Raw genomic sequence first — 14,514 nt, forward strand, 5'->3', positions numbered from 1 at the left:
TGTCGAAATCCGCTATGCGGTACGGAGCGCTTTTGCCTCTTTGAGAGACACCAACCGTTGCGATGCTTCGTCCCAGAGGATGAGTTTTACGCAGCTCAGGCTTGTTCTGATCGTTATGCGCCCAAGATCCGCCAGTTCAGGATGATCCCGCAGAACCTCCGGCAGCCTGTAGAAGGGCACGCGGCTCGAAAGGTGATGGATATGGTGCATGCCAATATTGCCGGTTATCCAGCGCAATGGACGGGGTAGGTCGTAGTGCGACGCTCCATGCAGGGCTGCGTGCTGGAATGTCCACTCCGGAGGCTTTGACCAGTGCGTTTCCTCAAACTGATGCTGAACGTAAAACAGCCAGACACCGGCCGATCCCGCAAGAAGCACGATTGGCAGATGGATCAGGAGGAACGGGACCAATCCGACGGCCCATATGAGGAGCGCGGCGAGTGCGACGATCACGGCATTTGTTGCCATAGTCGAAACCCATGGCAGCGCGCCGGACTTCATCATGCCGAACGGCAGCCTCTGCTTGAAGAGAAAGAGCCAGGCAGGGCCGATACCGAACATGACGAGCGGATGCCGGTAGAGGCGGTAACCGAGCCGTCCTCGGCGCGTCAAAGCCGCGTATTCTGCGACGGTGAGCGTCGTTATGTCGCCGACGCCCCGTTCATCCAGATTGCCGGCCGAGGCGTGGTGTTCCGCGTGGGCGCGGCGCCAATAGTCGTAGGGTGTCAGCGTCAGGACGCCGATCACCCGGCCTGTCCAGTCATCGAGGCGACGCCGGCCGAAAAAGGAGCCGTGGCCGCAATCATGTTGCAGCATGAAGAGGCGGAGAAGAAACCCCGCCGCCGGTAGAACGAGGACCAGGCCGAGCCAGTAGCCAAAGTGTATCGAGGCCCATGCGGCGGTCCAGAGGAGGGCAAAGCAAACAAGCGTCACGGCCAGTTCGAACGTGCTTCGGCCGAGATGGGGCTTGCGATAGGCGGACAGGATTTTGAGCCAGGGTTTTTCAAGAGCGACGCCGTTGGGGGGGGTTGCGTTCATCGAGTTCATCAGCGGTCGGCGTCTTTCTGTCCGGTTGGTCAGCTCGCGGTTGAAGGTGATGCGATCTTTAGCGGCATGAAGGCTCGGGAAATCCTGTCGCCATAGGAAAATTATGCTTGGCGCGCTTTCCGATTGGCGTAACGCTGGTCGCGTGCTGCCTTTCGCGCCGCTTCGTCTTCAATCACGCGTGCAACACGTGCTTTTTCGGCGTGCTCGCGCGCATCCGCCTCTGCCTGCGCGGCAGCCTGTGCGGCCGCTTGCAGCGCAGCTGCCTCGGTCTCGGCGCGCGCTTGTTCTTCCAGCTTTACCCGCTCGCGCTCAATGCGACGTTCTTCGCGTGCCGCGGCAATCGATGCGCGCTCCGCCTGGCGTGCCGCCTTGGCTGGCTCGGCGGCGACCTGCGCTGCACGATAGGCATTCAGAAGGGCCGCTTTTGCATCTGCAGCCGCCGTGCGGCGGTCGGAAAGTTGGTTATCTCTAGAGTTCTTCAAGTCGTCGTCCTGACTATAATTGTTCTTGGGGTCTCATCTCGGCTGCGCGCGTTTTGCGATGAGGGCAGATGTTGCCGACGCGCGTTCATCGAGTTCCTTCGCAAGGCGTGCCTCGCGAAGCCGCAGGGTCTTTTCCTCGCGCGATTGGGTGAGGGAGGCAAGTTCCTCCACGGCCTTATCTTTCGCGAAGAATTGCGTTTGAATATTGCTGAAGGCAGCCTCCGCCTTCTGGCGCGAGATGCTGTATTTTTCCGTCATGCGTGTTCCCGTCGTGAGGCTCGACAAGCGAGCAGGAAACAAAAAGGCCAGGCTAACCGCCTGGCCTTGCTTGGATTAACGTGCTTTCGACAGTGCCAGTACATCCGTGGTCAAAGGAAAGCGCCTATCCGTTTAAGCGGCCTGGAGGTTGCAAGCCGACATTTTGCCCGACTTCTTGTCGCGCTCCAGTTCGAAGCTGACCTTCTGGCCTTCGACGAGTTCGCGCATTCCTGCGCGCTCGACGGCCGAGATGTGGACGAATGCATCTGCATCGCCGTTGTCAGGCTGAATGAAGCCGAAGCCCTTGGTGGAATTAAACCATTTAACTGTGCCAGTGGTCATAATGAACCCTTTCATAGCAACATTGAGAAACCGCTACGCCGTGGCGCGACGGATGATGATGACGATTTTGAAAGGAAGGTTCGTTCAGGGCGCGGTGCTAATCGCGCAATAACCAAAGCTCAGCAAGCAAATTCGATATGTCACCCTACCGCAGCGGTACGGACTTGTCTAGCATTAGTTTTCTTTTGCCCCGATGACATCATGAGCACACACCCAGATCCAGGTTCCGCGGGTGGTTTGGGCGCGTGGTCCGGCGTCGGCGGATTTCGATTCCCGTGGTCTCTGTTCAGTCGCTCGAGGCTTTTCTTTTGAATGTCATTTTCAGCACGTAGTTGCCGTTCTGCTTCCACTTGCCTTTCGTGCGGACCTGAACCTCAGGCCCCAAGGCCGCATCAGCCTCGGCGAACGCTCGTCGGAACTCGGCAATGGCGTGGTGATATTCGGTGTTGTCGCGCTTCGGCGCTTCAACCGCCAACTTCATGAGGGCCATTATGCCCTCCTCATCGTCGTCCAACGCTGTGACCCCGTGCTGGCCCGGCTCTGTCGCGTCCGTCGACATCGACAGGCCGGTTACATCCTGTTCAGCCGCGATCCGCCGACTGCTTCATGGTGGCTCGCAAGGTATCGTTGATCCGATCCTGCCAGCCGGGGCCATCCAACTGGAAAAACGCCAACACATCACTATCGACCTTCAAGGACACGAGTTCCTTCGTATTCGGGATCGCAGGGCGTTCGACCGCTGGTGCGGCAACCTTCTTCACCGGCCTGAAAAGCGCCTCGGCAGCATCCTTCGGATTGGTCGGTCGTCGTGGTGTCGTTGCCATGATTGCTTCCTTTTCGTTGCTGATTCGTTTGTGCCATCCTTCTGGAGAGGATGTCGAGCGAAGCGTGTGAGATGCTCGTTCCGGAAAGGGACGAGCATCCGCACTTCAGCGCCGGGATAACGGATGGAAGCTATAGCGCGCGGGCCAAAGGACCGCGCTCCTGCATTCAATCAGCCGCTGTTCAGACACGGGCCTGTGTCGCAGCGTGGGCTGAGCAGGTTGCGTTTTAGGTAAGCGCTGCTTCGACTGCGCAGCGGCGGCCTATGCCGCCTCCAGGCTATGTTGGTTCGCCGTGTTGGTCTCGTTCAGCGTGCGGGCAACAATGTCGTGATTGAGCCACAGAGCGGGACCCGATGGCGCGGATGACGACCGGAAGATCAGTCGCCCGGTCGCCTCTACGACGAGCCGGCTGAGGTGGTCGGAGATGAGGACCTTGCCGTCCTTGTGCATCGCCGTAATCTCGTTCGACGTGCCGATCGTGAGGTCGGACTGGCCCGGGCTGTTGGGCATTGGCCAGGACGAGAAATCGTAGAAGGGTCGCATCACGTCACTCGTCTGCAGATCGCTGATTTTCTGCAGAACGTCTTCGATCGTGAATGGCTCGGCAAGAAGTTCCTGGCACGCCTGCCATTGCGCCGCAGCCCATTCGCTTCCGCCTTCCTTCTTCAAGGCAAGCAGAAGAGGAATGAGGGGCAATTCGATGCCTGCGAAAACGTCGGACGAATTGGTGCGAATTTCAGGGCAGTTGTAGACCGTCGCCTTGATGCCTGCAGCCCATGCCTCTCCCGCAATACGCTCGAGGCGCATCTTGGCGTAGCCTTGGGTGTAGTTCGTGTAGGTCTGCCAGCGGTACTCTTTCCCCACGAGAATGCCCGTCCCGTGGTAGCCGTAGGCCGAATAACGGACCTGACCCCCGGAGGCCTCGACGCGAGCCCGGATGCCTGCGCTCGTATCAATGAGATGGCGGAAAGTGTTTGCCGAGACCTCATCGAAATTCTGGAGAATGAGCTTGCCCATATCGCTATCGAGCAATGTCTGCGACGACATGTGCCGAGCGCCCCGCCCTTTGTAGATGCGATTGGCGATCACCAGGAACACCTTGGCCTTCGGGATCCCGCCGGCCATCGTGTGGGCGAAGAAAACGTTTTTGCCGTCATCAATCATGCCATCGAGAATGGTCATGACCTGCGACAGGGATGTCTTGAACCGTTCGACGCCGGCTTCCCGGCATCTGTCGATATGCGACCAGTCAAGCTTCTCGTCTTCCCACGTCTCAAGCGTCAACGCTCCGAGAAGATCGGTTGGCGTGGCTTCACCGGCGGGGGCATCGAGGTCGAAGCCAGCCATGACCGGCACGTTGATAATCCTGCCGCCCAGCTGGGTTTCTGCCGCTAGCAGCTCTTCATCGTTGAGCGGCCGCAGGGCGTTGTCTTCGCCGCGCCGTCCAACCGTGATTCCGATGATCTCCATGCCAGCCTTTTTGGCCTGGTCAAGCAGGCCGGTGGCATAACCACGCCCGAACAGTTCACCGAACAGAACGAAGACATCGCCTTTGCGGAAGATGTTTTCCTGCGGAATCTGCGTCAAAGGAATCGGATTTTCCATAGTGCCAGTTCTCTCGAATCCTGGTCGCAGAGCAACCAAATAAACAATGTGTAAAAAGCACTGCACATATCTGACCCAAATAGGAACTGACTTTAGGTATCACCGTAATTCAAAGCGTGAATGCGGGGAGGGGTTTTGCGCCGCCATCACCGGCGCCCGCGGAGCATAGAGCAGGCGTTGCAGCCTCTATTTTGATCCGGTGAAAAACGCTTTCTCCCGACACGAGACCCCTGTTGCGCGCGGAAGCCGCGAGAATCATCAAGACCCTGGAAGATGCCGTTTTGGCTTCTAGCCCGCGCGCAGCATCAGGACCTGCCGCAGGCTTTCGCCATGCGGTCGCGAGAATAGCACCTGGGCGAGCGGTATCACGAAAACCAGGGCGACCAAGGCTGTGATGAACAGCATTCCCGGGTGCAGCAGTCTCGATTTCACAAATCACCTCGTACTCGACTGGCCGACATATCGGCCTTGAACCTGACACCGCGCTGAACGCCGGTATGGGGACACGTTCAGCCGGCTGTCAGCTTGCCTCGGCAGGGAAGGGGCAGGGAGCGACGCGCGCTGGCGCGCTTTCGCCCGACGGAACGTGAAAGGATATCCGATGCGCGAAAAAACCGGCCGTGCCGCCCTGTGGCGGCCAGAGTTCGGCAGCATCACCATCAGCATGCTGACGGCACTTTACCTGCTGGCCGTGACGAATGGCAGCTTCTGGTCGAAGGGCTGGCTCTATCTGGATGGCAGGTTGACGACCTTCGCCTCCATCGCCATCGGCGTCGCCTCTCTCTACATCGCGCTCTGCGTTGCCGTTTCTTTGAAATATGTGATGAAGCCGCTCTTCATCCTGCTGATCCTGGCAAGTGCGGCGGCCGCCTGGTTCATGGATCGCTACGGCGTGATCATCGATACCGAGATGATCCGCAACGCCGCCGAGACGAACAGCGCGGAGGCCGGCCACATGATCACGCCTGGCTTCCTGCTCCACATGCTGGTCTATGGCGCGCTGCCCTCGGCGCTCCTCCTCTGGGTCAAGATTCGTCACCGGCCCTTCCTCTGGAAGGTACGCGCCAACCTCACCGTCATCGTGCCGATGGTCGTCATCGCGCTCGTCGCAGGGTTTTCGCACGCCCGCGTCTATGCGGCGACCGTGCGCAACCACCGTGACTGGTTCCAGATGCTGAACCCTGTCGTACCGCTGGCGAACACCGTGAAATTTGCCGCCGGCCAGTCGTCGGAGCGCAATGTGGTGGCCGCGCCGCTGGGTGTCGATGCCCGTGTGGGGGATGCGCCGTTGAACGAGCGCAAGCCGCGGCTGATGATCGTCGTTGCCGGCGAAACGGCGCGGGCTGCGAATTTCTCGCTCGGCGGTTACGGGCGGGAGACCAATCCAGAACTGAAGACGAAGGACATCCGCTATTTCAGCGACACGACGAGCTGCGGCACGGCGACCGCCGTTTCGCTCCCCTGCATGTTCTCCGTCTATCCACGCACCGAATATACCCACCGCAAGGGCCTGGAGACCGAGAACCTGCTTGACGTGCTCTCCCATGCCGGCGTGGACGTGGAATGGTGGGACAACAATACCGGGAGCAAGAAGATTGCCGCGCGCGTCAAGGAGCGCTCGGTCATCGAGGGCGGCAACCCGCAATACTGCAAGGCCGGCGAATGCCAGGACCAGGCGCTGCTCGACAATCTCGACACCTGGATCGGCTCGGTCAAAAAGGACACCGTGCTCGTGCTGCACCAGATCGGCAGCCACGGGCCGGCTTACTCCGAACGTTATCCTGACGCCTTCCGCCGTTTCACGCCGGACTGCCGGAGTGCGGAATTCTCCGAGTGTACGCTGGAGGAGATCGTCAACGCCTATGACAATACGATCGTCTATACCGACCATATTCTCGCCAGCGTGATCGATCGGCTTGTGGCGCAACAGGACCGTCTCGACGTGTCGATGCTCTACATGTCCGACCATGGCGAATCGCTCGGGGAATTCGGCCTCTATCTGCACGGTGCACCCTATATGATCGCCCCCGACGTGCAGACCCATGTGCCGTTCGTGCTGTGGCTCGGCAAGGATGCAAAGGCGGCCTATTCCGGCGCGTGCCTCGATGCGGAAACGAGCAAGCCGCAATCGCATGACAATCTGTTCCATACGGTGCTCGGGATGATGCAGGTGGAGACCAAGGTGCGCGATCCGGCGCTGGATCTCGTGTCCAACTGCCGGCTTGGTGCGTCATCCTGAACGGGAAGGATGGTGGCAACAGCCGCCGTCCCCGTGTAGTCTTTGCACTCGGAAGGTGACGCGGCATGACCTCAAGGGCGCATGCAGGCATAGCCACTGCAATGCGGAGAGCCCGGGGCTTGAGAATTCTGCTGATCGAGGATGATGCCGTTCTGGGCGAGGCGGTGCGGGACTATGTGGCCGGACTTGGCCATGCCGTCGACTGGATGCAGACGCTGGATGACGGCCGGGCGGCGACCGGAACGGTCGATTACCACCTGATCCTGCTCGACCTGCGCCTGCCGGACGGCAGCGGCCTGACCTTGCTAAAGGACCTGCGCCGCGCGGGTGCAGCCACGCCGATCATCATCCTGACGGCCCATGACCAGATTTCCGACCGGATCGAGGGGTTGAACAGCGGAGCCGACGACTATCTCGTCAAGCCGTTCAATCTCGGTGAACTCGGTGCCCGCATGCTCGCCGTTGCAAGGCGTTATGCCGGCGCGTCGCTTCCCGTGCTGGAGGCCGGGCCGCTGACGATCCAGCTCGCCGACCGTCGTGTGGTGCGGGACGGCACGCCGGTCGATCTGTCCAGCCGCGAATGGGCGGTGCTGGCGCGGCTTGCCACGCGGCCGGACGCCATCGTCTCCAAGGGAGAGATCGAGGAGGCGCTTTACGCCTTTGGCTCGGAGATCGAGAGCAACACGGTCGAGGTCTATGTCAGCCGGCTGCGCAAGAAGCTCGGCAAGGATTGCGTCGAGACGCTGCGCGGGATCGGCTACAGGTTGGGACGATGACAGATCAACATCTGGAGACGGAGAAAACCGTGCCCCGTCCGTCGTTGCGCCAGGGGGCCTTCACGCCGAAAAGCCTTGCCGGCCAGCTCATGCTGTGGATCACCGTGATCATCACCGCTCTCTGGCTCGTTGCCGTGGGTTTTGGCGCCCTCGTCATGCGCGACGAGTTCGGCGAAATTTTCGACGGGGCCCTTCAGGAAACGGCGGAGCGCCTGGTGCCCCTCGCGGTCGATGACCTGCGCCACCAGCAGGATCTCGGCACGCGGGAACGAAGCGGCTCGTTTCGCGCGGAACCCGGCGAAGGGAACCTCACCTATCAGGTGCGCGACAAAGCTGGCAGCGTGCTCCTGCATTCCCATGCGACTGTAGGTGAGCCGTTCGATGCGCCGCTGAAGGTCGGCTTTTTCGACGGCGAGGACGGTCGCGTCTATACGGCGTCGACGGGCGACGGGGCGATTTTCGTGCAGGTGACCTATTCCGCGCAGGAGCGGCATGAGGCCGTGGTCGAAGGCTCGCTGGCGCTGCTCCTGCCGGTCCTGCTCATCGTGCCGGTCACGGTTCTTGCCGTGTGGTTCGTCGTGCGCCGCGTGCTGCGGCCGGTCGAAACGCTGCGGGCGGCGATCGGTGAGAAGGACGGCGGCAATCTCGCGGCCATCGAGGAGGTCAGCCTGCCACAGGAGCTGCGGCCGATCTTGCGGTCGGTCAATCTGCTGCTTTCCCGCCTGCGCGACGTGCTGGCCGCCGAGCGGGAATTCACCTCGAACAGCGCGCACGAGCTGCGCACGCCGATTGCCGGCGCGCTGGCGCAGACCCAGCTTCTTCTCTCGGAGCTCAAGGATTCCCCCATAGGTGCGCGCGCCCGACAGATCGAGGCCTCCCTGCAGAAACTCACCAAGCTGACCGAAAAGCTGCTTCAGCTCGCCCGCGCCGAAGCCGGGATCGGCGTGACCGAAACCACCTTCGATGTCGCGGATGTCGTCGGCGTCGTCGTCACCGACTTCCAGCGCGCGTCCGAGGACAGCGACCGTATCCGTTTCACGCGTGATCTTGCGGGGTCGCGAACATGCGAAGGTGCCGCGGACGCCTTTGCCATTGTGCTGCGCAACCTCATCGAAAACGCGCTTCTGCACGGGCGGCCCGACGAGCCGGTCGGCATCCACCTCACGGCGGCCGGCAATGTGCGCATCCGCAATGGCGCGACCCGGATGTCCGATGCCGAACTTGTCGCCGTGCGCAAACGGTTTTCGCGCGGCAGGACATTGGCGTCAGGCTCGGGGCTCGGCCTTTCCATCGCCGACAGGCTGCTTGCGCAGATGCGGGCGGGCCTCATCCTGACCTCGCCCATTCCCGGGCAGGCGGACGGATTTCAGGCCGAGATCGTGTTTTCCGACTCGCGCTGAAGCGGTAGCGCTCGACAGGGGAACAGTCTTACGAAGGTTCCTGGGCACGATCGAAACCCTTCTCCAATCGCTCCCAGCTTTCATCCATGGCATAGGCCGGTGAGACGAATGGAATGCCGATATGCCCGAAACGAAGGGAAAGCTGCCATTCGGCAATCTCCTTGTCGACATTCGCGACCTGGTTGAGATAGATGGCCGAGGCGAGGCCGGTGCGATCGGAGCCGGAGCGGCAGTGAATGAGCAGCGGTTTCGGCGCATCGCGAAGAAGGGTTGCCAGCTGGCGCGCTTCATCGACGCTGAGTTCCCGGTTCGCCGCCATATCGAAATCGATATGGGTCAATCCGAGTGCTCGCGCCGTGGCGATTTCTTCCTGATACCAGGCGGCATTCTTCTTGCTGCCGCGCAGATTGACGATCGTCTTGATGCCGTAGTTTGCGGCATAGCCGGTAATTTGGGCAGGGGTGGGCTGGTTGGAGCGATAAAGCTCGCCAGCCAGAACCGCTGCAAAATTCCCGGTGAGCTGGATTGCGACGAGATAGGCTGCGAGGACAAGGCCGATCAGGCTGGACAAAATTCCAAACCATTTTAACAACGTGTGCATGGAGCGTTACCCAATTTGTATGGGACGCTCTTTGACGGCGTGTCCTGACAGGGCGCTGAACGAACGGCAGGAGTTGACCCGAGCCTCACCTCTCCAGCTTGGGGGGCTGAGCAAATACAGGCTCATCGTTCCGTTTTGAACTACAGGAAGTTTGCTCTAAAGGGTCCCGACCGGACACAGCCTGCGGAAAGAAGAATCTTGAAAGCCACGCGGAAGGCAAAGGGGCGAACGGATAAGCCCAAGACCTTGTTGCAGCAACTCGCTGCAACGCCGGAAAAGCTGTTTTCCGGCGCCTTTCGCCAGCAATATGCGGCCCTTTGTTTCCGTTATTTGCCCGATGGCAGCGGCATTCAAATCCTCGTGGTCACTTCGCGCGACAGCGGCCGCTGGATCATCCCCAAGGGCTGGCCGATGAAGGGCAAGAAACCGCACCAGGCCGCAGTGATTGAGGCCTTTCAAGAGGCTGGCGTGCGCGGAAAGGTCAATAAAGCATCGGTCGGACACTACACCTATCTGAAGGTGCTGGACGATGGTGATGTCGCACCCTGTATCGTGGACATCTACCAGATCGAAGTGACAGAGGTTGCTGACAGGTTCAAGGAGAAGGCCGAGCGGACGCTTGCCTGGGTGAGCCCGGACGAGGCAGCCCGGCGCGTTCGCGAAATCGAACTCAAATCCCTGCTCGTCGAATTCGTGCCGCGCTGAAGATCGCGACCTTCGAAGGCTTCGATCTGACATAGGAACCGCCATCGCGACAAATCCGGTCTGCGGGACAGCCATGGGGCACGCGGCCGGAGAGCGTGCGACGTCAAACCGGAAACCCCAATTCTATCGTCGTTCCCTTTCCCGGCGTGGAGATGATCCGTGCGTCGCCGCCGCTTTGGCGCATGAAGCCATAGACGACGGCGAGGCCGAGACCCGCACCGCCTTCGTCGTCCCGTGTCGTGAAGTATGGCTCGAACGCCCGATCGACCGCCTCCGGCGACATGCCGATGCCGTTGTCGATGACGGACACCGTGACGCCGGCGTCGTTCCCGGCGCAACGAACAAGAATTGTCCCGCCGGCCGGCATGGCCGCTGCCGCGTTGAGGCAGAGATTGAGGATCGATTGCTCGAAGAGCGCCGCGTCGATGAGGACGGTGGGCAGCGCATCGGCGATCTCGAAGGCAAGCCGGCATTTTTCGCCGATGGCGATTTCCAGCACGTCGGCCATGCCGCGCAGCAGGGCGCCGATCTCCACCGCGCCCGGATGGATCGGCTGCTGGCTGCCGATGGAGAGCATGCTGCCGGCGAGCGACCGGCCCCTGTCGGCCGCCTTGCGGATGCGGGCGAGGTGGCGCTTCTGCCGGTCGTTGAAGCCGGTTTCGCGTTCCAGCAAGCCGAGGCTGCCGGTGATGATGCCGATCATGTTGCCGACTTCATGGCTCACCTGGTGGGTCATGCGCATGATGCCATCGAGGCGCTGGATTTTTGCAGCCTCCGCCTCCTGCCGGTCCATGTCGGTAATATCGCGCGCCAACAGCACGATGCCGCCATCCGGCTGGCGCGACAGCGACACTTCCGTCACATGGCCCGCCTCGGAGCGATGGCGCAGCACCGACCGGTCGTCGAGCAGGCCGGCATCGTTTTCCGTCGGAAGCAGCGCTGGATCGATCTCCGGCAGGGGGGTGACGAATTTCCGCAGCGGCAGTTTCCTCGCCGAGCCTGACCAGCCGACCAGCTCGATGACGCGCCGGTTCATGGTGATCGGCCGGCCGCGCGGATCGAACAGCGCAATGCCCTCGTTCATGGTGCGGAAGGTGGAGCGGATGGTGCGGGCCGCCGCCTCCGCCGTGCGCCGCAGTTGCGAGACGCGCTCGACGCTCTCCCGGAAGGCGCGGAAGGCTTCGAGCAGGCGCACCAGCTCCGTTTCCGTGCCGTTATAGGTCGGCGTCTCGACGTCCTTGCGTCCTTCCGCCAGCGCATTCATGCCATTGGACAGCGCGCCGATGCCGCGCGAGACGCGCATGACGGAGCGGATGGAGAAGATTGCCATCACCAGCACGAGCAGCGCGGCGAAGGCGACGATGACGAGCAGGCGGCTCAGCGCATCGGAGGTCGAGACGAGGTCTTCATTGAGCCCGCGGGCGACGGCTTCGCTTTGGGTTTCGGTCGCGTGCGAGAGGTCACGGGAAACGGAATGCAGGCGCCCCACGGCAGCGCGGATGGAGAACATTTCGAGCAGGTAGCGGGTCTGCGCTTCGAAGACGCGCTCGTAGGGCACGAGCTCGCCGGTGGAAACACGCACATCCGGCGCGGCCGCTTCGAGGCGGGACGTGGTTTCCGCGACGTATCGGCGGCGCAGCTCGCCGAGCTGGAAAAGACTGTCGGAATTCGAGGCCGATTGCACGATGCCATTGAGCCGCCGGCGGAAGTCGGTGTCGGTTATGCCGCCGCCGGTGGCGATCTCGCCGAGTGCTGCGGCAGCCTCCGCCTTGTGCTGTTGGGCAGCGTCCGCGTCGCCGGCGAGCGCCGTCGTCTGCGTGCGGATCGTCTCCAGCAAATCGACGATACGGCCACCGGAAAAACCCTTCACGGCTTTCTCGTTGCGCCCTGGCTGCATGGTGCGCAGCAGCGCATCGACCTGCGCGACAACGGCGCGGCTTTCGCTGGAGACCCGGTAGGGTGAGGTTGCGTTCATCAGGAAGGGCGCGCTGGACACGAGGTCGGAGACCTGGCGTGAGACGAGCGAGGCCTTGGCGAGGCTGGAAAACGCCTGCAGTCCATAGGCCGCCATTTCCTCGCGCGCGCGCTGCAGGCCGTAGACCGCGATGGTCGCCAGGCTGAACACGAGCACGCAGATGAAGGCGATGGCGAAGGGCAGCCGGAAGGCGATGGACGAGAGGAAGGGGCGGCTGATCACGGCGAAGGCTCACCCTCGTCCGTGCTCAACATGTAGCCCTTGCCGCGGCGCGTCTGGATGTGGCGCGGCAGGTCCGGGTTGCGCTCGATCTTGCGGCGAAGGCGCAGCACCAGCACATCGACGTTGCGGTCGATATAGCGTTCGCTCTCCGCGCCGAGCCGGTCGAGAATATGGGCGCGGCTGACGGGCAAGTTCGGTGTCTCGGCAAGGATTTCGAGCAGGGCGAACTCGGCGCTGGTAAGCGATTTGGCGGGATCGCTCAGGCAAGCGGCACGGCGTTTTTTGAGATCGACCGACCAGTCGCCGAGTTTCAGCGCTGCCGGTTCATGCTCGCGCTCTATCTCCCGCTCAGGCTTCAGCGACGGGATCGTCCGGCGCAGCACAGCCTTGATGCGCGCGGTCAGTTCGATCGGCTCGAAGGGTTTGACGACATAATCATCCGCCGCCGTCTCCAGCCCCAGCACCCGGTCCGCAGCGCTGCCTGCGGCCGTTACCATGACGATGCCGATATTGGTCTGCGCGCGCAGGCGCTGGGCAAACGTGCGGCCGGAGGTGCCGGGCAGGTTATGGTCCACGAGCACCAGATGCACCGTTTCGCGGGCGAGCACGCCCGTCGCCTCTTCCGCCGAGGGCGCGGTCAAGGGTATCCAGCCCTCCGCCTCCACCAGGTCGGAGATCAGCTCCGCCATATCCGGATCGTCCTCGACGATCAGAATCCGTATCCTGTCATTCAACACATGCACGTCCTCCCGCGCCCATCATAGGCGGGGCTGTCACAATCTTCAAAGCGGCCTCGCATTATGCGCATTGTCACATTTGTAATCTTTGTCATTTTTGCCATGCGGATCCTGTCCGACGCTGTAAGAACAGTAACCATTCTGCGGGTTGCGGCGCGCGGCAGATATGACATCCTGACTGCGGAGATTGGGACGTTCATCGTTCCAAATGGGAGGAACATCGTGAGAGGCATCACCGCATTCGGCGCGGGCGTGGCTTTGTGGCTATGCAGTGCCACAGCCGGCATGACGGCCCCATCGCTCACCGTGCTGTGCGGTGTTGACGAGGCGTGGTGCGCCGCGATGAAGACGGCCTATGAGGCCAAGTCCGGCCTCGACATCGCGATGACCCGCAAGAGCACCGGCGACATCCTCAACCAGATCCGCGCGGAGAAGGCGGCCCCGACCGTCGACGTCTGGTGGGGCGGCACGGGTGACACCCATTTGCAGGGCGGATCCGAAGACCTGCTGGAACCCTACCAGCCGGCGCATGAGCGCGACATGCTGCCCTGGGCGCAGAACTTTTTCGCGATGTCCGGCGGTCGTTCTGCGGGCATCTATGCCGGAGCGCTCGGTTTTGCCTACAATGCCGATCTGCTGCGCGACCTGAAGCTGCCGGCCCCGACCTGCTGGAAGGACCTGACGGACATCGCCTATCGCGGCCGCATCCAGAGCGGCAATCCGAATTCTTCCGGCACCGCGTTTACGACGCTCGCGACACTGGTGCAGCTTTTCGGCGAGGATGAGGCCTTCCGGTTCCTCGCAGCGCTCAACCGCAATATCGACCAGTACACGACAGCCGGTTCCGCGCCGGTCAAGGCTGCAGCGCGCGGCGAAACGCTGATCGGCATTTCCTTTATGCATGACGCCGTCACGCAGAAGCAGGCGGGCTCGCCGCTGGTCATCGTCGCGCCCTGCGAGGGCACCGGCTACGAGATCGGCGCCGTCAGCATCGTCAAGGGCGCGCAGCATCCGGAGGAGGCAAAGCGTTTCGTCGATTTCGCGCTGAGCCCGGAAGGTCAGGGCACCGGGGCGGCGTCCGGCCAGAACCAGGTACCGTCCAATGCGAAATCGGTCCTGCCGCTGGCAGCGCCCGATATCTCGCTGATCAAGATGGTCGATTACGACTTCGCCACCTTCGGCTCGCCGGAAGAACGAAGTCGGCTGCTCGAACGGTTCGATGCGGTGATCAACGCGACGAACTGACCGCTAACACCAACCGAATTCCGAAATCGTGAACGCGCCGCTCGCAAGCAGGCCGA

16 protein-coding genes are annotated in these 14,514 nt (G+C 61.9%); 5 read left to right on the forward strand and 11 right to left on the reverse strand.

Annotated elements, in window-relative coordinates; genetic code table 11:
* Positions 1 to 12 precede the first annotated feature (12 nt).
* The 8 genes from ACT6VE_RS01900 to ACT6VE_RS01935 form a co-directional block, all read right to left on the reverse strand.
* Entirely contained in the window at positions 13 to 1,038 is a 1,026-nt protein-coding gene (locus ACT6VE_RS01900; RefSeq protein ID WP_444796925.1) for a fatty acid desaturase, read from the reverse strand.
* A gap of 110 nt (positions 1,039 to 1,148) precedes the next feature.
* Positions 1,149 to 1,529: a DUF6481 family protein gene (locus ACT6VE_RS01905; RefSeq protein WP_444796926.1), complete on the reverse strand. Its 381-nt coding sequence runs from the start codon at positions 1,527 to 1,529 to the stop codon at positions 1,149 to 1,151.
* Between the two features lie 33 nt (positions 1,530 to 1,562).
* Positions 1,563 to 1,787 carry a hypothetical protein gene (locus tag ACT6VE_RS01910; protein WP_444796927.1) on the reverse strand — a complete coding sequence of 75 codons (225 nt, stop codon included), beginning with the start codon at positions 1,785 to 1,787 and terminating at the stop codon, positions 1,563 to 1,565.
* Between the two features lie 132 nt (positions 1,788 to 1,919).
* Positions 1,920 to 2,129, reverse strand: a complete 210-nt coding sequence (locus ACT6VE_RS01915) for a cold-shock protein (RefSeq protein ID WP_069058179.1) — start codon at positions 2,127 to 2,129, stop codon at positions 1,920 to 1,922.
* A gap of 286 nt (positions 2,130 to 2,415) precedes the next feature.
* Complete coding sequence (locus tag ACT6VE_RS01920; protein WP_444796928.1) at positions 2,416 to 2,619, reverse strand: hypothetical protein; 204 nt, start codon at positions 2,617 to 2,619, stop codon at positions 2,416 to 2,418.
* 91 nt (positions 2,620 to 2,710) lie between these two features.
* Positions 2,711 to 2,953, reverse strand: coding sequence for a BrnA antitoxin family protein (locus ACT6VE_RS01925; protein ID WP_444796929.1), 243 nt, complete (start codon positions 2,951 to 2,953; stop codon positions 2,711 to 2,713).
* A 261-nt stretch (positions 2,954 to 3,214) separates the two neighbouring features.
* Positions 3,215 to 4,558 (reverse strand): enoyl ACP reductase FabMG family protein, encoded by a 1,344-nt coding sequence (locus ACT6VE_RS01930; RefSeq protein ID WP_444797436.1) that lies wholly within the window; start codon positions 4,556 to 4,558, stop codon positions 3,215 to 3,217.
* A 288-nt stretch (positions 4,559 to 4,846) separates the two neighbouring features.
* Positions 4,847 to 4,990, reverse strand: coding sequence for a hypothetical protein (locus tag ACT6VE_RS01935; RefSeq protein WP_444796930.1), 144 nt, complete (start codon positions 4,988 to 4,990; stop codon positions 4,847 to 4,849).
* Between the two features lie 169 nt (positions 4,991 to 5,159).
* Here ACT6VE_RS01935 and ACT6VE_RS01940 point away from each other — a divergent pair, with 169 nt between their 5' ends.
* From ACT6VE_RS01940 to ACT6VE_RS01950, 3 genes are all read left to right on the forward strand, one after another.
* Positions 5,160 to 6,797: a phosphoethanolamine transferase gene (locus ACT6VE_RS01940; protein WP_444796931.1), complete on the forward strand. Its 1,638-nt coding sequence runs from the start codon at positions 5,160 to 5,162 to the stop codon at positions 6,795 to 6,797.
* A gap of 119 nt (positions 6,798 to 6,916) precedes the next feature.
* The gene (locus tag ACT6VE_RS01945; RefSeq protein WP_444796932.1) at positions 6,917 to 7,573 is read left to right on the forward strand and encodes a response regulator transcription factor; all 657 of its coding nucleotides are present in this window, start codon (positions 6,917 to 6,919) and stop codon (positions 7,571 to 7,573) included.
* On the forward strand, positions 7,570 to 8,973 hold the full coding sequence (locus ACT6VE_RS01950; protein WP_444796933.1) for a sensor histidine kinase: 1,404 nt from the start codon (positions 7,570 to 7,572) through the stop codon (positions 8,971 to 8,973). The genes ACT6VE_RS01945 and ACT6VE_RS01950 overlap by 4 nt, the downstream gene beginning before the upstream one ends.
* Before the next feature lie 28 nt (positions 8,974 to 9,001).
* On the opposite strand, the gene ACT6VE_RS01955 is transcribed toward ACT6VE_RS01950, so the two are convergent.
* On the reverse strand, positions 9,002 to 9,574 hold the full coding sequence (locus tag ACT6VE_RS01955; protein ID WP_444796934.1) for a dual specificity protein phosphatase family protein: 573 nt from the start codon (positions 9,572 to 9,574) through the stop codon (positions 9,002 to 9,004).
* Between the two features lie 198 nt (positions 9,575 to 9,772).
* On the opposite strand from ACT6VE_RS01955, the gene ACT6VE_RS01960 reads away from it, so the two are divergent.
* Positions 9,773 to 10,279 carry an NUDIX hydrolase gene (locus ACT6VE_RS01960; RefSeq protein WP_444796935.1) on the forward strand — a complete coding sequence of 169 codons (507 nt, stop codon included), beginning with the start codon at positions 9,773 to 9,775 and terminating at the stop codon, positions 10,277 to 10,279.
* A 103-nt stretch (positions 10,280 to 10,382) separates the two neighbouring features.
* On the opposite strand, the gene ACT6VE_RS01965 is transcribed toward ACT6VE_RS01960, so the two are convergent.
* Positions 10,383 to 12,476, reverse strand: coding sequence for a sensor histidine kinase (locus ACT6VE_RS01965; protein WP_444796936.1), 2,094 nt, complete (start codon positions 12,474 to 12,476; stop codon positions 10,383 to 10,385).
* A complete protein-coding gene (locus ACT6VE_RS01970; protein WP_444796937.1) occupies positions 12,473 to 13,213 on the reverse strand; it encodes a response regulator in 741 nt (246 codons plus the stop codon). Before ACT6VE_RS01970 ends, ACT6VE_RS01965 begins: the two co-directional genes overlap by 4 nt.
* A 222-nt stretch (positions 13,214 to 13,435) precedes the next feature.
* Here ACT6VE_RS01970 and ACT6VE_RS01975 point away from each other — a divergent pair, with 222 nt between their 5' ends.
* Positions 13,436 to 14,458: an ABC transporter substrate-binding protein gene (locus tag ACT6VE_RS01975; protein WP_444796938.1), complete on the forward strand. Its 1,023-nt coding sequence runs from the start codon at positions 13,436 to 13,438 to the stop codon at positions 14,456 to 14,458.
* The last annotated feature ends 56 nt before the right edge of the window (positions 14,459 to 14,514 follow it).

The sequence above is a fragment of the Shinella sp. genome (genome assembly GCF_052438155.1).
Classification (GTDB): domain Bacteria; phylum Pseudomonadota; class Alphaproteobacteria; order Rhizobiales; family Rhizobiaceae; genus Shinella.

Excerpts from the sequence above, each read along its gene's own strand:
- ACT6VE_RS01900 (WP_444796925.1), bottom strand. The coding sequence starts at position 1,038 with ATGAACGCAACCCCCCCCAACGGCGTCGCTCTTGAAAAACCCTGGCTC.
- ACT6VE_RS01910 (WP_444796927.1), bottom strand. The coding sequence starts at position 1,787 with ATGACGGAAAAATACAGCATCTCGCGCCAGAAGGCGGAGGCTGCCTTC.
- ACT6VE_RS01915 (WP_069058179.1), bottom strand. The coding sequence starts at position 2,129 with ATGACCACTGGCACAGTTAAATGGTTTAATTCCACCAAGGGCTTCGGC.
- ACT6VE_RS01920 (WP_444796928.1), bottom strand. The coding sequence starts at position 2,619 with ATGGCCCTCATGAAGTTGGCGGTTGAAGCGCCGAAGCGCGACAACACC.
- ACT6VE_RS01925 (WP_444796929.1), bottom strand. The coding sequence starts at position 2,953 with ATGGCAACGACACCACGACGACCGACCAATCCGAAGGATGCTGCCGAG.
- ACT6VE_RS01930 (WP_444797436.1), bottom strand. The coding sequence starts at position 4,558 with ATGGAAAATCCGATTCCTTTGACGCAGATTCCGCAGGAAAACATCTTC.
- ACT6VE_RS01940 (WP_444796931.1), top strand. The coding sequence starts at position 5,160 with ATGCGCGAAAAAACCGGCCGTGCCGCCCTGTGGCGGCCAGAGTTCGGC.
- ACT6VE_RS01950 (WP_444796933.1), top strand. The coding sequence starts at position 7,570 with ATGACAGATCAACATCTGGAGACGGAGAAAACCGTGCCCCGTCCGTCG.
- ACT6VE_RS01955 (WP_444796934.1), bottom strand. The coding sequence starts at position 9,574 with ATGCACACGTTGTTAAAATGGTTTGGAATTTTGTCCAGCCTGATCGGC.